This window comes from Bacillus sp. FSL R5-0439, assembly GCF_038008805.1.
Classification (GTDB): Bacteria; Bacillota; Bacilli; order Bacillales; family Bacillaceae; genus Bacillus; species Bacillus safensis.
Genome location: NZ_JBBOZW010000001.1, coordinates 3,175,347 through 3,193,474 on the forward strand (window position 1 = coordinate 3,175,347; position 18,128 = coordinate 3,193,474).

An 18,128-nucleotide genomic window follows, 5' to 3' on the forward strand; every position below is an offset into this window, starting at 1 on the left:
CTACCTTCCTACGACACCCATGCCGTTTATTACCTTATCCAGTACTTCATCTTGTAATGTCATAATTCTCGCAGCCGCATTATATGCATGCTGGAATTGGATCATATTCGTCATTTCTTCATCGATGGAGACAGCGCTAGTCGACATTCTACGTTCATTGGCTGAATTGACAAGAGCAGCTGAACTGCTTTCAAGCGTCATGTTCTTTTTCCCTTGTACCCCCATCTCAGCAATAACATTTTGGTAATAATCCTGAATGGTCGTTGTATTTCCGCCGATTGGTAATTTTAAGTCTTGTATATTAGCTAATTTCGTAGCATTCGAACCGTCACCTTGAGTTTGATTGAGAGATGCTGCAATATTATCTGTTGATGCTAAAATGACATCGCTCACTTTAATACGAGCTGCCAAACCTTTATTCAACTCATTGTTATTCTCGATATCAAAAAAGTCCTGTCCACTTGCACCAGTTAACGTGTACCCCTGTTTATGTACATCGTTAAATGTATCCATGAATACTTTTGCTACTTCATCCAGCTCTGCAAGCATATCTGGATACATGCCTTTTTCAGCACCGTTTGACATGTAGCCATAAGCCTCAACAAGTGCTTTTACTTTACCGTTTACTTGTAATTGATCCGCTGCAATAGTTGTTGTTCCGAATTGAAGTGAGTTAACAAGTCCCGTAGTATTATCGTAAGAGATTTGCAGTTCAGACTTTTCATTTGTAATACCATTCAAAATGTTTCCAGCAGATTGTCCATTTGCACCGATAATATCGATGTTGACAGTTCCTTCAGCAATTTTAAGTGCATTACCGCCAGGTGGATTGTAGCTGACCTTAATATCAACAAGTGAGGATAATTGATCTACCAAAGTATCACGTGTATCATAAAGATCATTTGGAAGATATCCATTTGGCTCAACTGCTGCAATCTGTTTGTTCACTTCATCTATTTGAGATAAAAGAGTGTTTACATCTTTGGCAGTTGAATCGAGTTCCGTTTTCAAATTCTTTTGTACCGTTGTTAAAGAAGAATTGAGCAGACGGAATTGGTCAACTAGAGCCTGTGCACTTGTTTTAACAACTGTACGTGCAGAAGCTGTATCAGCATTTTTTGTTTCTGATAAGACCTGTAATGATTTCCATAGGTTATCAAAAGCTCTGTTCAAGCCTTCATCCGTCAAATCATTCATAACCCCTTCCATCTGTGAAAGGGCATCTGACTTCGTTGAGTAGTAAGACAAGTTGTTGTTATGATCTCTATATTGTAGATCTAAAAAGCTATCTCGAATTCTTTCAACCGTTCCAACTTGTACACCTGTCCCCATTTGACCATACGTCTTTCCATCATAAACAGAAAGGACTGGATAAGGATTTTCTGCTTTAAAGGTCACTCTTTGTCTTGAGTAGCCTTCCGTATTTGCATTGGAGACGTTGTTTGATGTGACATAAAGCCCTGCACGCTGGGCTGTGATTCCTCTTTTTGCCGTTTCTAGTCCCATGAATGTAGAACCCATTGGTATCCTCCTTGTTTACGCCTTTGAATCAAACAAAGCCCTTTGCTGTTTAGGCTTTGAACTCTCAAGACCATTTTGTCCGTAATTCATATTTTCTTTATTGGGGTTAACGAGATCGAATGTCAGTGAAATAAATTGAAGTGACTGCTGAATAAGCTGCTTGTTCAGTTCATTTACATCTTTTAGTTCCACCATGATGTCATTTAGTTTCTCATATAATGAAATGAGCTCTTCTTGATCTGTACCTTCAGCCTTTTCGATACATGCAGTGATGGTTGGTGATTGATCACTTTGTAAAAATTGAACGGTCGCTTCAATTCGTTTTTCTTCTAATTGAGAAATGGCCTGAATATACTTTTGCTCTAAATTCAGAACCTCTGAAAGAGCATCAATCTCATTGCTTTTCAGCATTTCTGTTTTATCCTTAGACAACTTTAATAGCTGTTCATGCAATCCATAGAGACGATGCAGTTCTTCAATAATTATTTTAACTGACATTCACGCTGCTCCCTTTTGTTATTGTTGTTTATAAAAATTCAGCATTTTATCTGCAATGCCTTTTGTATCTACTTGATATGTTCCGGCTTCAATGCTTTTTTTAATTTGGTCAATTTTATCTTGACGTTCTCTCATAATATTCGGCACCTTTTGCATTTCGATTGCCTTTTTAGAAATTTCGACTTTATCAGTTGATTTCGCTTGATTCGATTGCAACGTTTGTTTCTCATATGTTTTCTTGTAAGGATTTACTGGTTGTGTTCCATATCGATTAATTTTCACGGGATTCCTCTCGCTTTCCGTTACAGTCTGTCTTGATTCTATCCATTTTATCGACCAAACTGCAACTTAGTTTAGGGAATCAGTCGTTTTTAGGATTAATGGCATAATAGGTGTCTTTTTTCCTAGATTCAATCTCCCTTTTACGCTCTTCTTCTTGGTTCATTTGGCTGATTTGCGAATGAATATCCTGTTCACATTGGCTACATAGCTTGTTTTTCCTGATCGCTTTGCCACATCTTTCACAAGGATAATTAATATTCGGAAATTGACTAATTTGCAGTCTTTTCAAACGAATAAATTTCAAGATTAATTCTTCATCAACCTCAGTTGCATCTACTATTTCAGCGATGGTTGATTGTCTATTACTTTGTTTTCTTAAGAATTTATATACGATATCAAAAGAACGTTCTTCTTCTTCATAGCATTTGTTACAAACCGTTTGGATGGTGGTTTTTAAAAATAGCTGATTACATTGTGGACAGTTTGCCAATTGATTCATAACCAAAACCCCTTACGTTATTTTCTTTTCTTATTATCGGTTAATTATCATGATTTTTAACTACGTATCAACGTAAAAGAAGAAACACTTTTGGCACCTGCGTCTTTTAAAATTCTTGCTGCATCATAAATGGTTGCTCCCGTTGTATAGATATCATCAACTAATATAATATCCCTTTGAACAATCACATCTGTATGCTTTATTTGAAACAATCCTTTTTGATCTAGGCGTTCATTTTTCTTTTTTTTGGACTGCTTACTTTGATGTATTTTCACGAGTGGCTGCAATATTGGCTTACCTATCAAGGAAGCGATGATGACGGACTGATTAAATCCTCTTTCTGTTAGTCTTTCATGACTTAAAGGGATCGGAATCAGCAGTGGTTCTTTTATGCTGAAGGAATGTTTAAATGCTGCTTGTACATCTCGTTTAAACAGCTCAACTAAAGCCGTATCACCCCGAAATTTAAAGCGGGCAAGGACATCTTTCATCAACTCATTGTAAGTATAAACTGACCTATTTTTCACAAGAACTTTAGTAGAATCAGGGCGTTCATTCCATCTATCGCAGTCCTGGCACATTTGGTCATTTGACTGCGCCCTTCCACACGTTGGACAAATAGGACGCTCAATCTTTACTAAGTCATTCTTACATGCTACACAAAGACGATCATCATTTAATAGTAGGAATGATTTCCAGGTAAAAGCCGGCACAAAATGTCCCTCACAAATTTGGCAATTCAATTGTTTTTCTTGTTCAGCAGCAGACGATTTTCACACCTTGGAAATGCGGAGACCTTGGAAGCTGCTTCTGTCAGAATAACTAGCATAGCAGTATTCTTCTGTTTATCCACCATCTCAGATTTACTGTAAGATATTTTATCGATGTCTGTTATATATTGTGGTTTCACTTGATTCAGTGAAATTGCTAATACATCTTCCATACACTTTTCACAATGACAAATCATGTTTAATTGGTTGAGATATTGATAGAGAATTTCCTTGAGTAGTATTTCTTTTGCATTGAGTAGCATATTTTGTCTCTCCTGCCATTTGTGTATTGTGAATATAATGTACCATGATTTAGTTGAACCCACACTGTTTTTCAGAAAACTCATTTGCAGCCGTATCATTCATTTTAACGATATGCTTCTTTGCTTGTTTCATACTTCTCGTTAAACCAAAATGAAAAAGGAAAACGTCTCCTGTACAATAATCCGGGTGTCTGCCTACTCTTCCAGAAATCTGAACAAGTGCACTCTCTGTAAAAATAGTAGATTCCGAACCTAATACCCCCACTTGAACATTTGGAATGGTTACGCCTCTTTCTAGAATAGTGGTTGTAACTAGTACATCGTATACGTAATCTCTAAAGTGCTGAACCTTTTGTTTCCTATCTGGATCATCGGCAGACACTCCCTCCACGTTTAAGGAGTGTTCTCGAAGAATTTTCGTTACCTTCTTCATGGTAGCAATTGAAGGAACAAAAAGTAATACTCTTCTTTTATTTGCAATATGTCTCTGCATCCAATTCATCACTTTACGGGGCAGCTGATTCTTTTTTAATTTCTTTTTCCAATGTCCAATCCAATGAAAGGTCGGTACGGGTAATGGTTGTTTATGAAAACGCAGAGGAATTTTTATCGCTTCCAGTTTTCCACTAGAAACCTCTCTCGTCATTTTTTTAGAGGGTGTCGCACTTAAATAAATCCTAACCCCTCCGTTCTTTCTCATCGCCTTTAGAACAGCAAATTGGAGACGTTCATCCATTGAATAAGGAAAGGCATCGACTTCATCTACAATGACCACATCAAATGCATTTTTGTACCTCATCAGCTGATGGGTTGTGGCGATCACTAGCGGTGCAATCTGAAACCTTTGAGAACTGCCTCCATAAAGTACGGCTATTGTCATCCCTTGAAATGCTTTTCTAAGTCGTGGTTCGAGTTCAAGCACAACATCTGTTCTAGGGGTCGCAATACAGACACTCATTCCTTGATTTAACGCATATTCGATTCCGTGAAAAAGCACCTCCGTTTTCCCTGCCCCGCAAACCGCCCAAACAAGCAGATCAAATTTGCTTTTGATAGCTTCAATCATTTTTTCTGACGCTCTTTTTTGTCCTTTAGACAGCTCTCCCTGCCATGTTAATTCAGCTCGATATGTTTCTACTTTTTGTGGACCTGTCCATTCATAAAGAAACCCACATTCAGTTGCTTTTCCCATCATGATGCATGACCTACAGTACACACAATCCTTTTGACACACTTCACATGGAGAGTGAGCAAAGTACCGCTTGTGTGATACACCGCACCGGCAGCATGTAAAACCATTTGCTTTCCTCTCAATCGCAGGTGTTCGATTGACTAAGCCCTTCTCCTCCAGCCAATCCAATTTGTACTGTGGGCACCTTGTTTCGGCGGTGAGCAAATGGCGTGAATGCAGCTGCCGCATTAGTTCCATTGCTTTGTCCATATTCAACTTAACCAAACACCTTTCAATTGATGTTTGCCTATTATGCGCAAAGACATGACCTTTCGTCCAACGGGTAAAATAGAAAAACAAAACCCCTTTTCCATAAGAAAAGAGGTTTTTTAGGAATTATCTAATCACCCAGCCAAGAGCTAAAGAGCCTTCACCTAGATGGGTGCCGATCACGGCACCAAAGTAGCTTTTATAAAATTCAACATGAGGATATTTTTCTGATAAGTGCGCAATTAATTCTTCTGCTTCTTCTTCTCTATTACCATGTATCAGTGTTGCTCTCATCGGAACACCACGTGATGCATCTTCATCAAATAATTCAAAAATACGTGAAATGGCTTTTTTACGTGTGCGAATCTTCTCAAAAGGGACAATTAGCTTGTTGTCAAAATGCAGAATAGGCTTTACCTTTAAGAGGCTTCCAATAAAAGCCTGTGCACCATTTAATCTGCCGCCTCTTTGCAAATGAGTTAAATCGTCTACCATAAAATACGCCCGCTGACTTTCTTTCAGGTAATTTAGATGTGCTAACACTTCTTCTAAAGAAGCACCTTCTTGGATTTTTTCAGCAGCTTCTAACACATAAAAACCTTGTGCCATACAGCTTGTTTCTGTATCAAACGGGTAAATATCAATCCCTTCAACTAGATCATTCGCTGAGGCAGCACTATTATACGTTCCACTAATTCCACTTGAAAGGTGAATACTAATCACGGCGTCGTATGTTTCACTTAGTTTTTCATATAAGGCTATTAATTCACCAAAAGCAGGCTGAGAGGTTGTTGGAAGATCTTTGTGTTTTTTGATTTCTTCATAATATGTCTTCCAGTCCATTTCTATTTCTTCACGGTATGATTCACTGCCAAAGATGACGTTGAGGGGGATCATATGAATATTATATTTATCACGTAGCTCTTGTGGTAGATAAGCAGTACTGTCTGTTACAACGGCTATTTTCATTCTTAAATACCTTCCTTATTCGTTAAGTTACTCTTTTTTATTTTAAAAGAATGATCATTTTTTCATTAGATTTATAATAGTAATCAAAAAAGCCTGCCTAATCAATAGGCAAGCCCGCTATATCCGAAAAAGACTCCTTACCCTGTCTATCATTTCCCTCCAGCTAAAATGTGAGAGAACAAAAAACAGGCGAAAAAGGAGTACTTGTCCGGAACATTATCTCATTTCTACCCAGCCGTTTTTAATTGCTACAACAACAGCTTGTGTACGGTCGTTTACATTCATTTTTTGCAAAATGTTACTCACGTGGTTTTTGACTGTTTTCTCACTAATAAAGAGCGATTCACCAATTCCTCTGTTGCTCTTTCCGTCAGCTAACATTTGAAGAACTTCGCATTCACGTCTAGTTAAGATATGAAGTGGTCTGCGAATTTCAGGATATACCTCGTGCTGTGGATGTGCTGAAACGCCGCTAGTTGCTAGGCGTCGGAATTCATTTACTAAATTATGAGTGACTTTCGGATGTAAATAAGAGCCTCCGTCAGCTACAACTTTCACTGCTTCGATGAGTGTGTCTGCATCCATTTCTTTTAACAGGTAGCCTCTCGCTCCTGTTTTCAATGCATGTGTTACATAGTTTTCATCATCATGAATAGATAGAATAATGACTTTTGATTCGGGATAAAGCTCAACAAGCTGCTTTGTAGCTTCAACACCATTTACATTCGGCATATTAATGTCCATAATGACAACATCCGGATGATAGTGTTCTACGATACGTGCAGCTTCGTCACCGTCGTCTCCTTCTGCAACTACTTCAAAAGTAGGTTCAAAATCTAAAATCCGTTTGACACCTTCACGGAATAATTGGTGGTCATCAATAATTACAATATTTACTTTAGTCACAAGCTACGCCTCCCCATGTTTATTGTTCTACACCTGAACTTTATGGTCAATATGTCTTTTGACTCTATTTTACAATTTTATTTTGCAATGTTAGCGGCACGCGAATCATGATGAATGTCCCTAGACCTATTTTTGAGTCTATGGTCATTTTACCTTCCAGTAAGTCTACGCGTTCTTTCATGCCAAGTAAACCGAAGGATTTGTTTTTGTTTGTTTTCACATCTTTCATATCAAAGCCTTTTCCATCGTCTTTAATAATTAAGGTCACAAAGTCTTTCGTTACTTCTACTTTGACAGAGATTTCTTCAGCTTCTGAATGCTTTAATGAATTTGTGACAGCTTCTTGGGCTAGTCTAAACAGTGCTACTTCAAATTGAGAAGCAATTCTTTCGCTTTCTGTATCACCTAGGCATTGGAACGTAATTTTGGTTTTCCCATCATATTCTTCAATTGTGTTTAAGTATTTTCTTAGTGTTGGAATCAGACCCAAATCATCTAAAGCCATCGGTCTTAAATCATAAATGATTCTTCTTACTTCGTACAGTGCATTTCGCACATTTTGTCTGAGACTTCTAATTTCTTTAAAGCCTTCTTCTGTACCGCGGTCTCTAAAAATCCGTTCAATTAATTCGGAACGCATCATCACGTTTGCCAGCATTTGAGCAGGGCCGTCATGAATTTCCCGAGACACTCTTTTGCGTTCTTCTTCTTGGGCTTCAATAATTCTGAGCCCAAAATCTTGTTTTGCCTGAGCATCTTCAAGTAAAACGCCGACCTGGCGTAAATCCTGGTTGAGATAGTTGAGAACAACTGTAATCTGACTCACAAGGGTTTCAGAGCGTTCTATGACGTCTTGCAAGCTTAGTAATCGTCTTTCCAGATCGTCTCTTCTTTCTCTCAGCTGCTTCTCGCGCTGCTGAATCATGGTGAGTTCCACCTGCAAGTTATGTGCTTTTTCGTAGGCCTCCCGTATTTCTTCTTCGCTGAATTTGTTGAAGTTTCTGCTGACCTCAGATAAGCGATTTCTAGCATGTCTTGTATGGACTTCCAGCTTATCCCCAAAATCAATTACTTCGTTTACTTGTTGCTTGATTTGCTTCAGCTCTTCTACTAGGCTTTCATATTGTTGACGGGACTGTTCGCCTATTCTAAATACTTCGTCCTTGCTGCCATCAACTGTACTTAGCATTTTCATGATGATTGAATCCAATAATTTCGGATCCATTTTGGGTGTTGTCATGGCTTTTCCCTCCCGTAACAGTGATGTCATCTTTTTTTATTATAAATGTCATTGATCTGCATTTTATGTCGAATTATAATGAAAGAATGCGTATAAATCTTGAAGTTTTTATGACGACCCTTTTTCCGCTCCTATCATCATAACAAAATACGCTGTAAAATTCTAAAACCAATGCAAATTTTCACTAGTCTTACAATTTGCTTGTCAGGAGGGTATGTCTTTTGCTGAATCGCTATCTTACAGTAAAAAGTCGTGGCGAGCATGAGATCGTCATTGAAAAATCACGTTTTATTTGTCATATACAGCGTGCTGTCTCAGAAGAAGAAGCACAAGCATTTATACAATCCATTAAAAAACAACATTGGAATGCTACACATAACTGTTCAGCCTATCTCATTGGTGAACATGACCTCATTCAAAAAGCGAATGATGATGGTGAACCAAGTGGTACAGCAGGTGTCCCAATGCTTGAAGTGCTAAAAAAACGGAAGCTGAAAGATACAGTCGTTGTGGTCACTCGTTATTTCGGCGGTATCAAGCTAGGTGCCGGTGGATTGATTCGTGCCTACGGAAAATCTGTATCAGAAGCTATCAACCATGTTGGAATGGTAGAGCGCTGTTTAATGCGTACAATGCACACAACAATAGATTATACATGGCTTGGAAAGGTAGAGAATGAGCTTAGAGCCTCATCTTTTCAGCTAAAAGAAATCCATTATGCAGAAGATGTTATTTTTGAGACATATGTCGAAGAAACACAAACAGAGCAGTTCATTGAGTGGATGACTGAGCTGACAAATGGAAAGAGTGTTACAAAAGAAGGCGAATTGATTTATTTAGAAAAGGACATTGGTCCGATAAAGGAGACAGATGAATGGCACAACGAGTAAAAGTGCGTGTACGAAAGAAAAAGAGTAAGAAGAAGAGAATTATCAAACGTATTCTGGTCTTATTTTTGCTACTTATCATCTGCATGGGCGGATTCGCAGTATATAAAATCGTCAATACTCTTCAAGCTGCTGACAAAACATATGATGAACTAAACCGTGGAGAGAAATCGAATCTTCGTGATGCTGTCATTGATATTAAGAAAAAACCTTTCTCTGTATTATTTGTCGGAATTGAGGATTATGCCACAAAGGGTGATCATGGCCGTTCAGATTCACTCATTGTCGCAACGATTAACCCTCAAGACAAAACGATGAAAATGGTTAGTATTCCTCGTGACACACGCGTACAGCTTGCAAGTGATACAACAGGAAGTAAAGAAAAGATTAATGCAGCATTTGCTAAAGGTGGTAAAGACGAAACGATCGAAACTGTCGAACAATTCTTGCATATTCCGATTGATAAGTATGCAACCGTTGATTTCGACGGATTCAAGGATGTCATTGATGAAGTCGGCGGAATTGATATCGATGTTCCATTTGACTTCAATGAAAAAAGTGATGTTAAAAAATCGAAAAAGATTTACTTCAAAAAAGGCAATATGCATTTAAACGGGGAAGAAGCACTTGCTTACGCACGGATGAGAAAACAAGATCCACGCGGTGATTTCGGACGTAACGATCGTCAGAAACAAATTTTACGTGCAATGATTGATCAAATGGCGAAGCCAAATAACATTGCGAACGTCGATAACATCGCTAAAGAGGTCAGTGATCACATTACGACCAATTTCCGTATCACAGAAGGTCTTGCGCTTCAGCAAATCTACAGCGGATTTAAAGGAGACGACACAGAAACACTTTCTATTAAGGGATCAGACCTTTATTTAGGGCCAAATCGCACGTATTACTTTGAGCCAGATCCGACCAATTTAGCTAACGTCCAAAATGAATTACGGACGCATTTAAAGCTTCCTACTGAATCTTCAACTGAAACAGATTCACAAACCAATCCATCCTCTGGTGAAACAGGGTCAAGTGATACAACTAACTCATCGACCAGCACACCTGGACAATAATAAAAACAGCCCAGTTCCTAGGAACGGGCTGTTTTTTACTGCCTTTTGACCATTCGTTTATAAAATTTCGTAAATGGTTTAAATTCTTCATTCACCAAGCCTGTGACTTCTGCAATCACTTGCATGAACATGACCAGTAAAAAGATAATAATCAGTGATAACCAAATGGTGGCGCTTGTCAGCAAAATCGCACTTAGACTAAAGACTAAGCCAATCATATAAATCACGATGACAGCCATGCGATGGGACAAGCCAAAGGCCATCAGTCTATGATGAATATGAGATTTGTCAGGTGCTGAGATTGGCTGTTTGTTTAATATTCGTCTAATGATGGCAAAGGTGGTATCGAAAATAGGGACACCTAAGATGATCACTGGGACAACTACACTAAACAAAGTGACACTTTTGTATAGCCCTAATAGTGACAGTACCGAAATCATATAGCCTAAAAAAAGCGAACCGGTGTCACCCATAAAAATTTTCGCCGGATGAAAGTTGTAAAAAAGAAAGCCGATGGTACTGCCAATGACAACAAGGGATAAAGAAAGAATCAAAATTTTATCAGCTGAAAATGCCATCACGGCAATGGTTGATAAACCGATGACAGAAATACCGGCAGCCAGTCCATCAAGGCCGTCAATTAAATTAATGGCATTTGTGATTCCGACAATCCATAACACGGTTAGGGGATATGCCATCCAGCCTAACTCAATTCGATCTGTTAAGAAAGGAACAGAGAAAAAGTCCATTTTTAAGCCTGTGCTTACAATCAGACAAGCAACAAGAACTTGTACGAGAAATTTGAATTTTGCACTTAAATTATATTTATCATCAAATATACCTAGAATGACGATAAGTACGGCACCAACTGAAATTGCTGTAATTTTATTATGTAGAAACAGCCCGCCTGCTAATGCTCCAGCCGCTACCCCAATAAAAATTGCCAAACCGCCCATTCGAGGCATTACTTTATCATGAACTTTTCGTTTATTCGGCTGGTCCACTGCACCAATCTTAATTGCAAACTTTTTGACGATTGGTGTCACAATTAAAACTGTAGCCAGAGAGACAAAAAACGCTAATAAGGCGCGTTCGTAATCCATAGGTCAGTCTCCTTCTAAATTGAAATCTGTATTTTGTATATTGGCCGCTCTTTCCATTATACAATTGAATAGAGGATGATCACAAGCTTCCCCTGTGAAGAAGAAACAAATAAAAACGCACAATCCCTGATGAATTATGCGTTTTCTTTAATATTCGTTAGTTCCACCATGTTTGTGAACAGCGCGTGCCAATCTTTTTTCTTCGCACGGCTTTGTCTTAGATGTCTATAATCCATATCGTCTTTTTTGCTGATCACTTTTTGGCAGGCTTCTACGAAGAGTGCAGGATCTTCGCCCTCTAAATATTCATACACATCATTCTCTTTTAGCCTTTCCGTTGACGGAAGATTTAAACCGACAACCGGTATTCCTGCGGCTAAAAATTCATATAGCTTGAGCGGGAACACGGCTTGATTGTAAGGAGATTGTTTGTATGGCATCATGCCTACATCAATCAGCTTCATATACGCAGGCACTTCTTCTGGTGCAACAGCACCTGTCCAAATCACATTTGGCAGTTTAAGTGCATGCTGAAAAGATGGATCACCATTTGTTCCATCCGGACCGACAAATAAAAATGTCCAATCAGGCTGCATGCGGGCAGCTTCTGCTATCATGTCAAAATCCAGCTTCGGCTTGATGCCTCCAATAAAACCAAGAACAGTTCCTTCTCTTCCTCCCAGCACATCCTCCTTACATGGAAGATTGCTTTTGGCAAACACATCGTACTCAACGCCATTTTCCACTGTAAAGACATCTTTCGGTTCACCCATGAGACGTTTTTTAATTTGATCGTGCAAGTATTGAGAAGAGCATGTAATGCTGTGTGCGTATTTGATGATTCGATTTTCTGCTTTCACAATGACACGCTGCCTCATATAAGAAAGCAAATTATTTTTGCCGCTTATCGGCTCTCCCCACAGGTCACTGCAGTCATAGACAATATGTTTCCATTCAAATAAAGAAGATAAGAGCGGAAAGCCCGGAAACGTATACCATAAGCAAACAGCGATTCCCTTCTTTTCTTCCTGCCGCAAATGCTCAAGAAGTGGGGACAATTTATGAATATAGAACATGTCTTGATATCGGCCAAAGCGAAAAAATTTGCTCTTAAGCACATCAGGAATGGTCAATTGCTTCATTCGATCGGTTATGGGCTGAAAGGGAGCTTTATGACGGGATACAGATGGGCATACCCAGATGACCTCTTTCGTTTCTGGATCAGATGCTAGAAATTCCGCCAGTCGATGCCGTCTGTACCTCAAGCCGTCCTGTCCCCATTCTCCCGTCGCTACGATAACATGTATGATCGAGTCTGCTTTCACCTTTATCACCTTTTTTCCCTTCTGTTTTATAAGCGCTTCTTCACAGCATTTGTCGCATAGTGCATAAAACACCAAGATGCTTTGACAAAATGAAGCTGCTCAATTTCTCTGTAGACGAACCACGTTTTTTTCGCTGCTTTCCACTTGTTACTAGAGATCGAGTTCCCAACGATGCGGTATTCACTGAGCGGTTCACTCATACCATAGGCTGTAAATCCTCTTTTTAATATGGACAGCCACGTTGCTAAATCCTGTCTTGTGCGGATGTTCGGCATTTCTATATGTCCGATCTTCTGTACATCAAGCATCACCGTTAAACAGCCGATAATGGTATTTTTCAAAGCTTCATCATAAGTTAATCTTGCTGGTGCAGTGACGGTTTTTTCTAATGGTTCTCCATTTTCTGCGATAATATCATATGCCGTGAATGTAAAGGCATAATCGTTTGTCAGCATGAAGTCTACCTGCTTTTCGAGCTTCGTCTCTTTCCACTTATCATCGCTGTCTAAAAAAGCAATAAAGCGGCCTTTTGCCTTTTTGATGGCTGTATTTCTAGCGATGGCGGCTCCCCCATTTTTCTCTAAATAAATGACGTTGATTCTGTCGTCTGCTTCACTTAAGTCCCCAAGCAGCTTCCTTGTTCCATCTGTTGAACAATCATCTGCGATGATCAGTTCCCAATTGGAATAAGTTTGGGCAAGGACGGAATGAACTGTATCCGTTAAATAACGTTCCGCATTATAGGCCGGTGTAATGATTGATACTAACGGTTGATTGTTCACCTAAGACTCATCTCCAGTTCATCATTAAGATTCTTTGAACACTTCGGGCAAGACCACAAACATGAGCGAGATACTAAAGCCAATGACAAGTCCAAGCAGTGCACGTTTTTTCGCTGACATGCCTTTATTGCCTTCATCAAGAACTTGAGCAGGATCCACAATCTTCGCCTGCTTCATTCCAAGCTTTGTAGACTCCAATTCATATAGGAATCGTTCTTTATCTACTTTGGAATCGTTGCTGACAGATTCGTCTTTTAAAGCAGATAATCTACTTTCAATCACCTGCTGCCTTTTTGTAAATAATGCTTTGTCTTGCTTCAGAAATGTATCTGACACCTGCTTCACGACAGCTAAAGCATGATCCTTCTCAGCATCTGTGAAGGACAGCTGTAATTGTGTATCTGATTGATTGGTGAGGATGAGGCGGCTTTTCACATCCTGCCTTTCTTCTTCTTTGATGTCACTGAGTGCTTCATTCAAAAATGCATCGCTTTTTAATAGAGATGTCACTTCAGCTATATTGTTATACACTCCGTCATCATATTTACCAAGCGTGAGAGTAACAGCAGCTGTGTAACTAGACTGCTGCGTTGTTCCTTTGGCAAAAAAGAATCCAAAAGCGCCTAATACGACAGGCAGCAGCACGAGCCATACGATATACTTTTTGATTCGCTTCCCTATTCTAGATATGAAACCAGACATGTTCATTCTCCCAACATTGACGTATTTGCTTTTTCACTAGTGTAGCCATACCAGCGCAGCATCACACACGGTTTACCAAGTCTTAAACCGCTGTTTGTTTTTCAACATATTCACCGCTGCGATCACGAGTCCTAAAAAGACCCAGTGGAAATATAAATTCGAGACAGAACTAGGACTGATACTTGAAACGAGAAAGCTCAGCATGGCAGCGAACAAACCTTCAATGATCATTTTTGCTGATCTTGTGTCAGCCCATTGATATTGTTTATACAGCGTGAACATGAGATAAGCGTAGACGGAGATATAGCCCAGCATGACCGCAAATCCAAAGTTCGTCATCACTTCCAGCAGCCAATTGTGCACTTCAACCACTTGATCTGTATCAAAGATTGAAAAGTGGGCTAAGTAGTAAGACACATTCCCCGCTCCGACACCAAATCCGTATGAATCCGTAAAGAAATGCCATGCATTTTTGATCAAATTCGCTCTCGCAATGTTGGATGGGAGTGGTTCACTAAAAGAATGCGCGACCTGAGAAGCGAGAAACAAGTCATAAAAGACTGAATAAATCTTGGCTGAAAAAACAACGATACAGATGACACCAAGTCCGCCTGCTGCGATGAGTGACCACTTTCTGAGAAAGCGCGGCATGAGCAGCCACACATAGATGGCGACTCCTGCAAATATGCCAAGCAGGCTCGCGCGGGATTCTGTTAACAAAATGAGATACAGTGCTGCAATGGCGCCAAATAATCCAAATGCTTTGATATAACCATTTTTCATTTGTCGCATACACGCTAAATATAAGAAAAAGCTAATCGATAAAAACGTCGCAAAATCATTTTGATTAAAAAAGACAGCTGTAGGATAGTGCTGTTTATACGCCGGCCCAAGATATAATGAAGTATTCGGTAAATGGTTCAAAGTAAAGTGATTATAAAACCCTATCCCCATGACAAATACAGTCATGACGAGCCAAATGCTATAAAAGGTGACCACTTGATCCATTCGCTGGATGTACATGACCACAAGAAAGACAAACCCCACCCCCATCGCAAGCAGGGACATATATTTGAGACCGTCTGTCACCGAATGAGCCCACAGCAGTGAGATGAGCCCATAAAGAAACCATGCAGCGAAAAAACCAAGAATCCCTTTTACACGAATCTGCTGCCACTGCGATATGTACGTCCCCTTATCTCTCATCCGCCATATGAATAATGCAAAGGCAGCAATGAGCATAATACGGTAGAGAAAAAGACTAAAGAACCCAGCACTAATTGAAAAGAAAGCGTTGTTGAGAAAGGTCATTGCAATTAAAAGATAAATGGCTGACATGAACACTTGCTCACCGTTCATGTATAGCTTCATTAACACGAGAAAAGCCGTCAGGATCAAAAGCAGGACCGGAATAGCGACGATCTTTTTTAACCCGATGGGCTGCGCAGACGCCATTTGTACAAGTCCTACCCCTGCTGCAAATAATATACATCCGATCATGATTTGCCATGCTGTTTGTTTCACGCTCATACCCATTTTCCTCCTAAGCAACCCATCCGATTTGAGGGATTAAGCCTTGACTTCCTGTTTATAGTAGGAAATGGTACGAGCCAAACCTTCCTGTAAACTCACAACAGGCTCCCAAGCTAAGACTTGTTTCGTTTCCTCATTTGCTAATGTACTATGCACGATATCTCCTGCACGCTGCGGTTTGTAAATCGGTTCAAGCTGTGATCTTGTTACCCGTTTCATCGTTTGAAACAGTTCATTCACAGTGATGGAATGACCACACGAAATATTTAAACAAACGTTTGATTGGGCTGTTAATGCCGCAACATTCGCTGCCGCTAGATCACCCACATAGATAAAGTCTCTTGTTTGTTCCCCATCTCCAAAGATAAAAGGGGCCTCATCCTTTGCAAACTTATCAGAGAAAATAGAGACAACACCGCCTTCGCCAAGTGCGTCTTGGCGCGGACCATATACATTGCTGTACCTAAGAATACAATAGTCCACATCATAAAGTGATTTTGCTATTTCTAAATACCGCTCTACTGTCAGTTTTGCTAAGCCATAAGGTGAACCAGGCTTCAGCCGGTGAGCGGTGTCTACTGGCAGATACACCGGGTCTCCATAGACAGCTGCTGATGAGGCAAAGATGACTTTTTCCACTCCTGCTTCAGCCGCAGCTTTCATGACGTGCAGAGATCCTTTGACATTGACCTCTTCGTCAAAAACGAAATCCTGAACGGAAATGGCTACACTTACTTGTGCTGCAAGATGAATAATATAATCCGGCGCGATTTGTTTGATCAAATCAATCGTCGCTGGCTTTGTGACATCTGCCTCTATGCATTGCACGGAAAGATGGGCAATATTTTCTCGAGATCCAGTTGAAAAGTTATCAAGAATGATGGGCTCATAGCCTTTTTCTAGTAAAGCCTCTACCGTATGTGATCCAATAAATCCGCTTCCCCCAGTAACCAATACTTTCTTCATCCAAGCTCCCCCTGTTATTGTGCCTTCGATACCAATTCTGCTTCCCATACACTTGGGCGGCCGATAGACTGGTAAATAAATCCTCTCTCTTTCATTTCTGCTGGATCAAACAAATTCCTTCCATCAATTACAATTGGCGAACGAAGCAGCTGCTTGATCTGATCTTTATCCATCTTCTGTACGTCGTCCCATTCTGTTAGAATGAGACAGGCATCCGTATCTTTTACTGTTTCATACAGGTCATTGCTGAAAACCGCCTGCGGACCAAGCTCCCGCTCAGCTTCCATATAAGCAATCGGATCATAGGCTTTTACAAAAGCACCTAGCTCTCTCAGCATTGGGATAATATCTAATGCAGGTGCGGAACGCATATCATTCGTATTCGGTTTGAATGCAAGACCTAAGACAGAAATGGTTTTTCCTTTAATATCACCGAACACACTCATCAGTTTGCTGACAAGGTGGGCTCTTTGGTTGTTGTTCGTTTCAATGACAGATTCGATCAGCTTGAACCGATACCCGGATGTTTCGGCAATTTTGAGAAGAGCCATTGTGTCTTTCGGAAAACAAGAACCCCCAAATCCAATGCCTGCTTTTAAAAATTTATGCCCGATGCGGCTGTCTAATCCAACTCCTTCACTGACTTTTTCAACGTCAGCGCCTACCCTTTCGCAAATATTTGCAATGTCATTAATGAAAGAGATTTTTGTGGCAAGCATGGCATTTGCAGCATACTTAATCATTTCAGCACTTTCTAAGTTGGTCTCCACAACCTCTGTTTGAAACGGATCATGCAGCCTTTTGATGGTAGTGGAAGCATGAGTGCTTGTTGAACCAATGACCGCCCGCTCCATATTCATCGTGTCTTGAATTGCAGAGCCTTCTCGGAGAAACTCTGGATTGGATACGACGTCAAAGGGATATTTGCTGCGCGATGCCTTTTCCACAATGGCTTGAACGAGACGGCCTGTTCCAACGGGCACTGTGCTTTTATTGACGATGATTTTATAGCCATTCAGGTGTTCACCGATCGTTTGAGCGACGGCTTTCACATACGTTAAATCTGCTTCCCCTTGTGGTGTCATCGGTGTCCCTACAGCAATATAGATAATCTCTGATTCCCTAATAGCGGCAGGAATATTCGTTGTAAAAAACAGTCTTCCTTCTTCTGTATTCTTTTCAATCAATTCCTTTAAACCTGGTTCATAAATGGGAACGACACCACTTTTTAAGCTGTTGATTTTTGATTCATCGATGTCACAGCAGATGACACGATTTCCGATATCAGCAAAACAAGTACCCGATACTAACCCGACATACCCTGTTCCAATCACAGCAATTTTCTTCAACATTTTTCATCCT

At 40.0% G+C, this 18,128-nt stretch carries 19 protein-coding genes; 2 read left to right on the forward strand and 17 right to left on the reverse strand.

All coding sequences use genetic code 11. The features are described 5' to 3' along the window. From flgK to NST59_RS16470, 10 genes are all read right to left on the reverse strand, one after another. The gene (gene flgK, locus NST59_RS16425) at positions 1-1,521 is read right to left on the reverse strand and encodes a flagellar hook-associated protein FlgK (protein WP_126682364.1); all 1,521 of its coding nucleotides are present in this window, start codon (positions 1,519-1,521) and stop codon (positions 1-3) included. A 15-nt stretch (positions 1,522-1,536) separates the two neighbouring features. Next, complete coding sequence (locus tag NST59_RS16430) at positions 1,537-2,019, reverse strand: flagellar protein FlgN (protein WP_024423619.1); 483 nt, start codon at positions 2,017-2,019, stop codon at positions 1,537-1,539. A gap of 18 nt (positions 2,020-2,037) precedes the next feature. After that, positions 2,038-2,301, reverse strand: coding sequence for a flagellar biosynthesis anti-sigma factor FlgM (flgM, locus tag NST59_RS16435; RefSeq protein ID WP_024423620.1), 264 nt, complete (start codon positions 2,299-2,301; stop codon positions 2,038-2,040). 79 nt (positions 2,302-2,380) lie between these two features. Next, positions 2,381-2,800 (reverse strand): TIGR03826 family flagellar region protein, encoded by a 420-nt coding sequence (locus NST59_RS16440; protein ID WP_039181808.1) that lies wholly within the window; start codon positions 2,798-2,800, stop codon positions 2,381-2,383. A gap of 56 nt (positions 2,801-2,856) precedes the next feature. Continuing rightward, positions 2,857-3,543 carry a ComF family protein gene (locus tag NST59_RS16445; RefSeq protein ID WP_064497978.1) on the reverse strand — a complete coding sequence of 229 codons (687 nt, stop codon included), beginning with the start codon at positions 3,541-3,543 and terminating at the stop codon, positions 2,857-2,859. Next, positions 3,540-3,833 carry a late competence development ComFB family protein gene (locus NST59_RS16450; protein WP_039181811.1) on the reverse strand — a complete coding sequence of 98 codons (294 nt, stop codon included), beginning with the start codon at positions 3,831-3,833 and terminating at the stop codon, positions 3,540-3,542. The genes NST59_RS16445 and NST59_RS16450 overlap by 4 nt, the downstream gene beginning before the upstream one ends. 49 nt (positions 3,834-3,882) lie before the next feature. Then, the gene (locus NST59_RS16455; RefSeq protein ID WP_143252282.1) at positions 3,883-5,280 is read right to left on the reverse strand and encodes a DEAD/DEAH box helicase; all 1,398 of its coding nucleotides are present in this window, start codon (positions 5,278-5,280) and stop codon (positions 3,883-3,885) included. Positions 5,281-5,400: 120 nt separating this feature from the next. Next, positions 5,401-6,243: a DegV family protein gene (locus NST59_RS16460; RefSeq protein ID WP_039181815.1), complete on the reverse strand. Its 843-nt coding sequence runs from the start codon at positions 6,241-6,243 to the stop codon at positions 5,401-5,403. Between the two features lie 216 nt (positions 6,244-6,459). Beyond that, positions 6,460-7,149 carry a two-component system response regulator DegU gene (gene degU, locus NST59_RS16465; RefSeq protein ID WP_008348273.1) on the reverse strand — a complete coding sequence of 230 codons (690 nt, stop codon included), beginning with the start codon at positions 7,147-7,149 and terminating at the stop codon, positions 6,460-6,462. 64 nt (positions 7,150-7,213) lie between these two features. Further along, entirely contained in the window at positions 7,214-8,389 is a 1,176-nt protein-coding gene (locus NST59_RS16470; RefSeq protein WP_003213166.1) for a sensor histidine kinase, read from the reverse strand. Between the two features lie 221 nt (positions 8,390-8,610). Here NST59_RS16470 and NST59_RS16475 point away from each other — a divergent pair, with 221 nt between their 5' ends. Both NST59_RS16475 and NST59_RS16480 read left to right on the forward strand, forming a co-directional pair. Beyond that, the gene (locus NST59_RS16475; RefSeq protein ID WP_012011434.1) at positions 8,611-9,279 is read left to right on the forward strand and encodes a YigZ family protein; all 669 of its coding nucleotides are present in this window, start codon (positions 8,611-8,613) and stop codon (positions 9,277-9,279) included. After that, positions 9,264-10,355, forward strand: coding sequence for an LCP family protein (locus tag NST59_RS16480; protein WP_034623744.1), 1,092 nt, complete (start codon positions 9,264-9,266; stop codon positions 10,353-10,355). Before NST59_RS16475 ends, NST59_RS16480 begins: the two co-directional genes overlap by 16 nt. A 35-nt stretch (positions 10,356-10,390) precedes the next feature. On the opposite strand, the gene NST59_RS16485 is transcribed toward NST59_RS16480, so the two are convergent. The 7 genes from NST59_RS16485 to tuaD form a co-directional block, all read right to left on the reverse strand. After that, the gene (locus NST59_RS16485; protein ID WP_034660156.1) at positions 10,391-11,458 is read right to left on the reverse strand and encodes a glycosyltransferase family 4 protein; all 1,068 of its coding nucleotides are present in this window, start codon (positions 11,456-11,458) and stop codon (positions 10,391-10,393) included. Between the two features lie 134 nt (positions 11,459-11,592). Continuing rightward, positions 11,593-12,792, reverse strand: coding sequence for a teichuronic acid biosynthesis protein TuaH (gene tuaH, locus NST59_RS16490; RefSeq protein WP_126682366.1), 1,200 nt, complete (start codon positions 12,790-12,792; stop codon positions 11,593-11,595). Positions 12,793-12,809: 17 nt separating this feature from the next. Further along, positions 12,810-13,565, reverse strand: coding sequence for a teichuronic acid biosynthesis protein TuaG (tuaG, locus tag NST59_RS16495; RefSeq protein WP_047201879.1), 756 nt, complete (start codon positions 13,563-13,565; stop codon positions 12,810-12,812). 24 nt (positions 13,566-13,589) lie between these two features. Beyond that, on the reverse strand, positions 13,590-14,267 hold the full coding sequence (gene tuaF / locus NST59_RS16500) for a teichuronic acid biosynthesis protein TuaF (RefSeq protein WP_047201880.1): 678 nt from the start codon (positions 14,265-14,267) through the stop codon (positions 13,590-13,592). A 72-nt stretch (positions 14,268-14,339) separates the two neighbouring features. Continuing rightward, positions 14,340-15,797, reverse strand: coding sequence for a teichuronic acid biosynthesis protein TuaE (gene tuaE / locus NST59_RS16505; RefSeq protein ID WP_341040826.1), 1,458 nt, complete (start codon positions 15,795-15,797; stop codon positions 14,340-14,342). Between the two features lie 39 nt (positions 15,798-15,836). Further along, positions 15,837-16,766 carry an NAD-dependent epimerase/dehydratase family protein gene (locus tag NST59_RS16510; RefSeq protein ID WP_126682369.1) on the reverse strand — a complete coding sequence of 310 codons (930 nt, stop codon included), beginning with the start codon at positions 16,764-16,766 and terminating at the stop codon, positions 15,837-15,839. 14 nt (positions 16,767-16,780) lie between these two features. Next, positions 16,781-18,118 carry a UDP-glucose 6-dehydrogenase TuaD gene (gene tuaD, locus NST59_RS16515; protein ID WP_126682370.1) on the reverse strand — a complete coding sequence of 446 codons (1,338 nt, stop codon included), beginning with the start codon at positions 18,116-18,118 and terminating at the stop codon, positions 16,781-16,783. Positions 18,119-18,128: the final 10 nt, after the last annotated feature.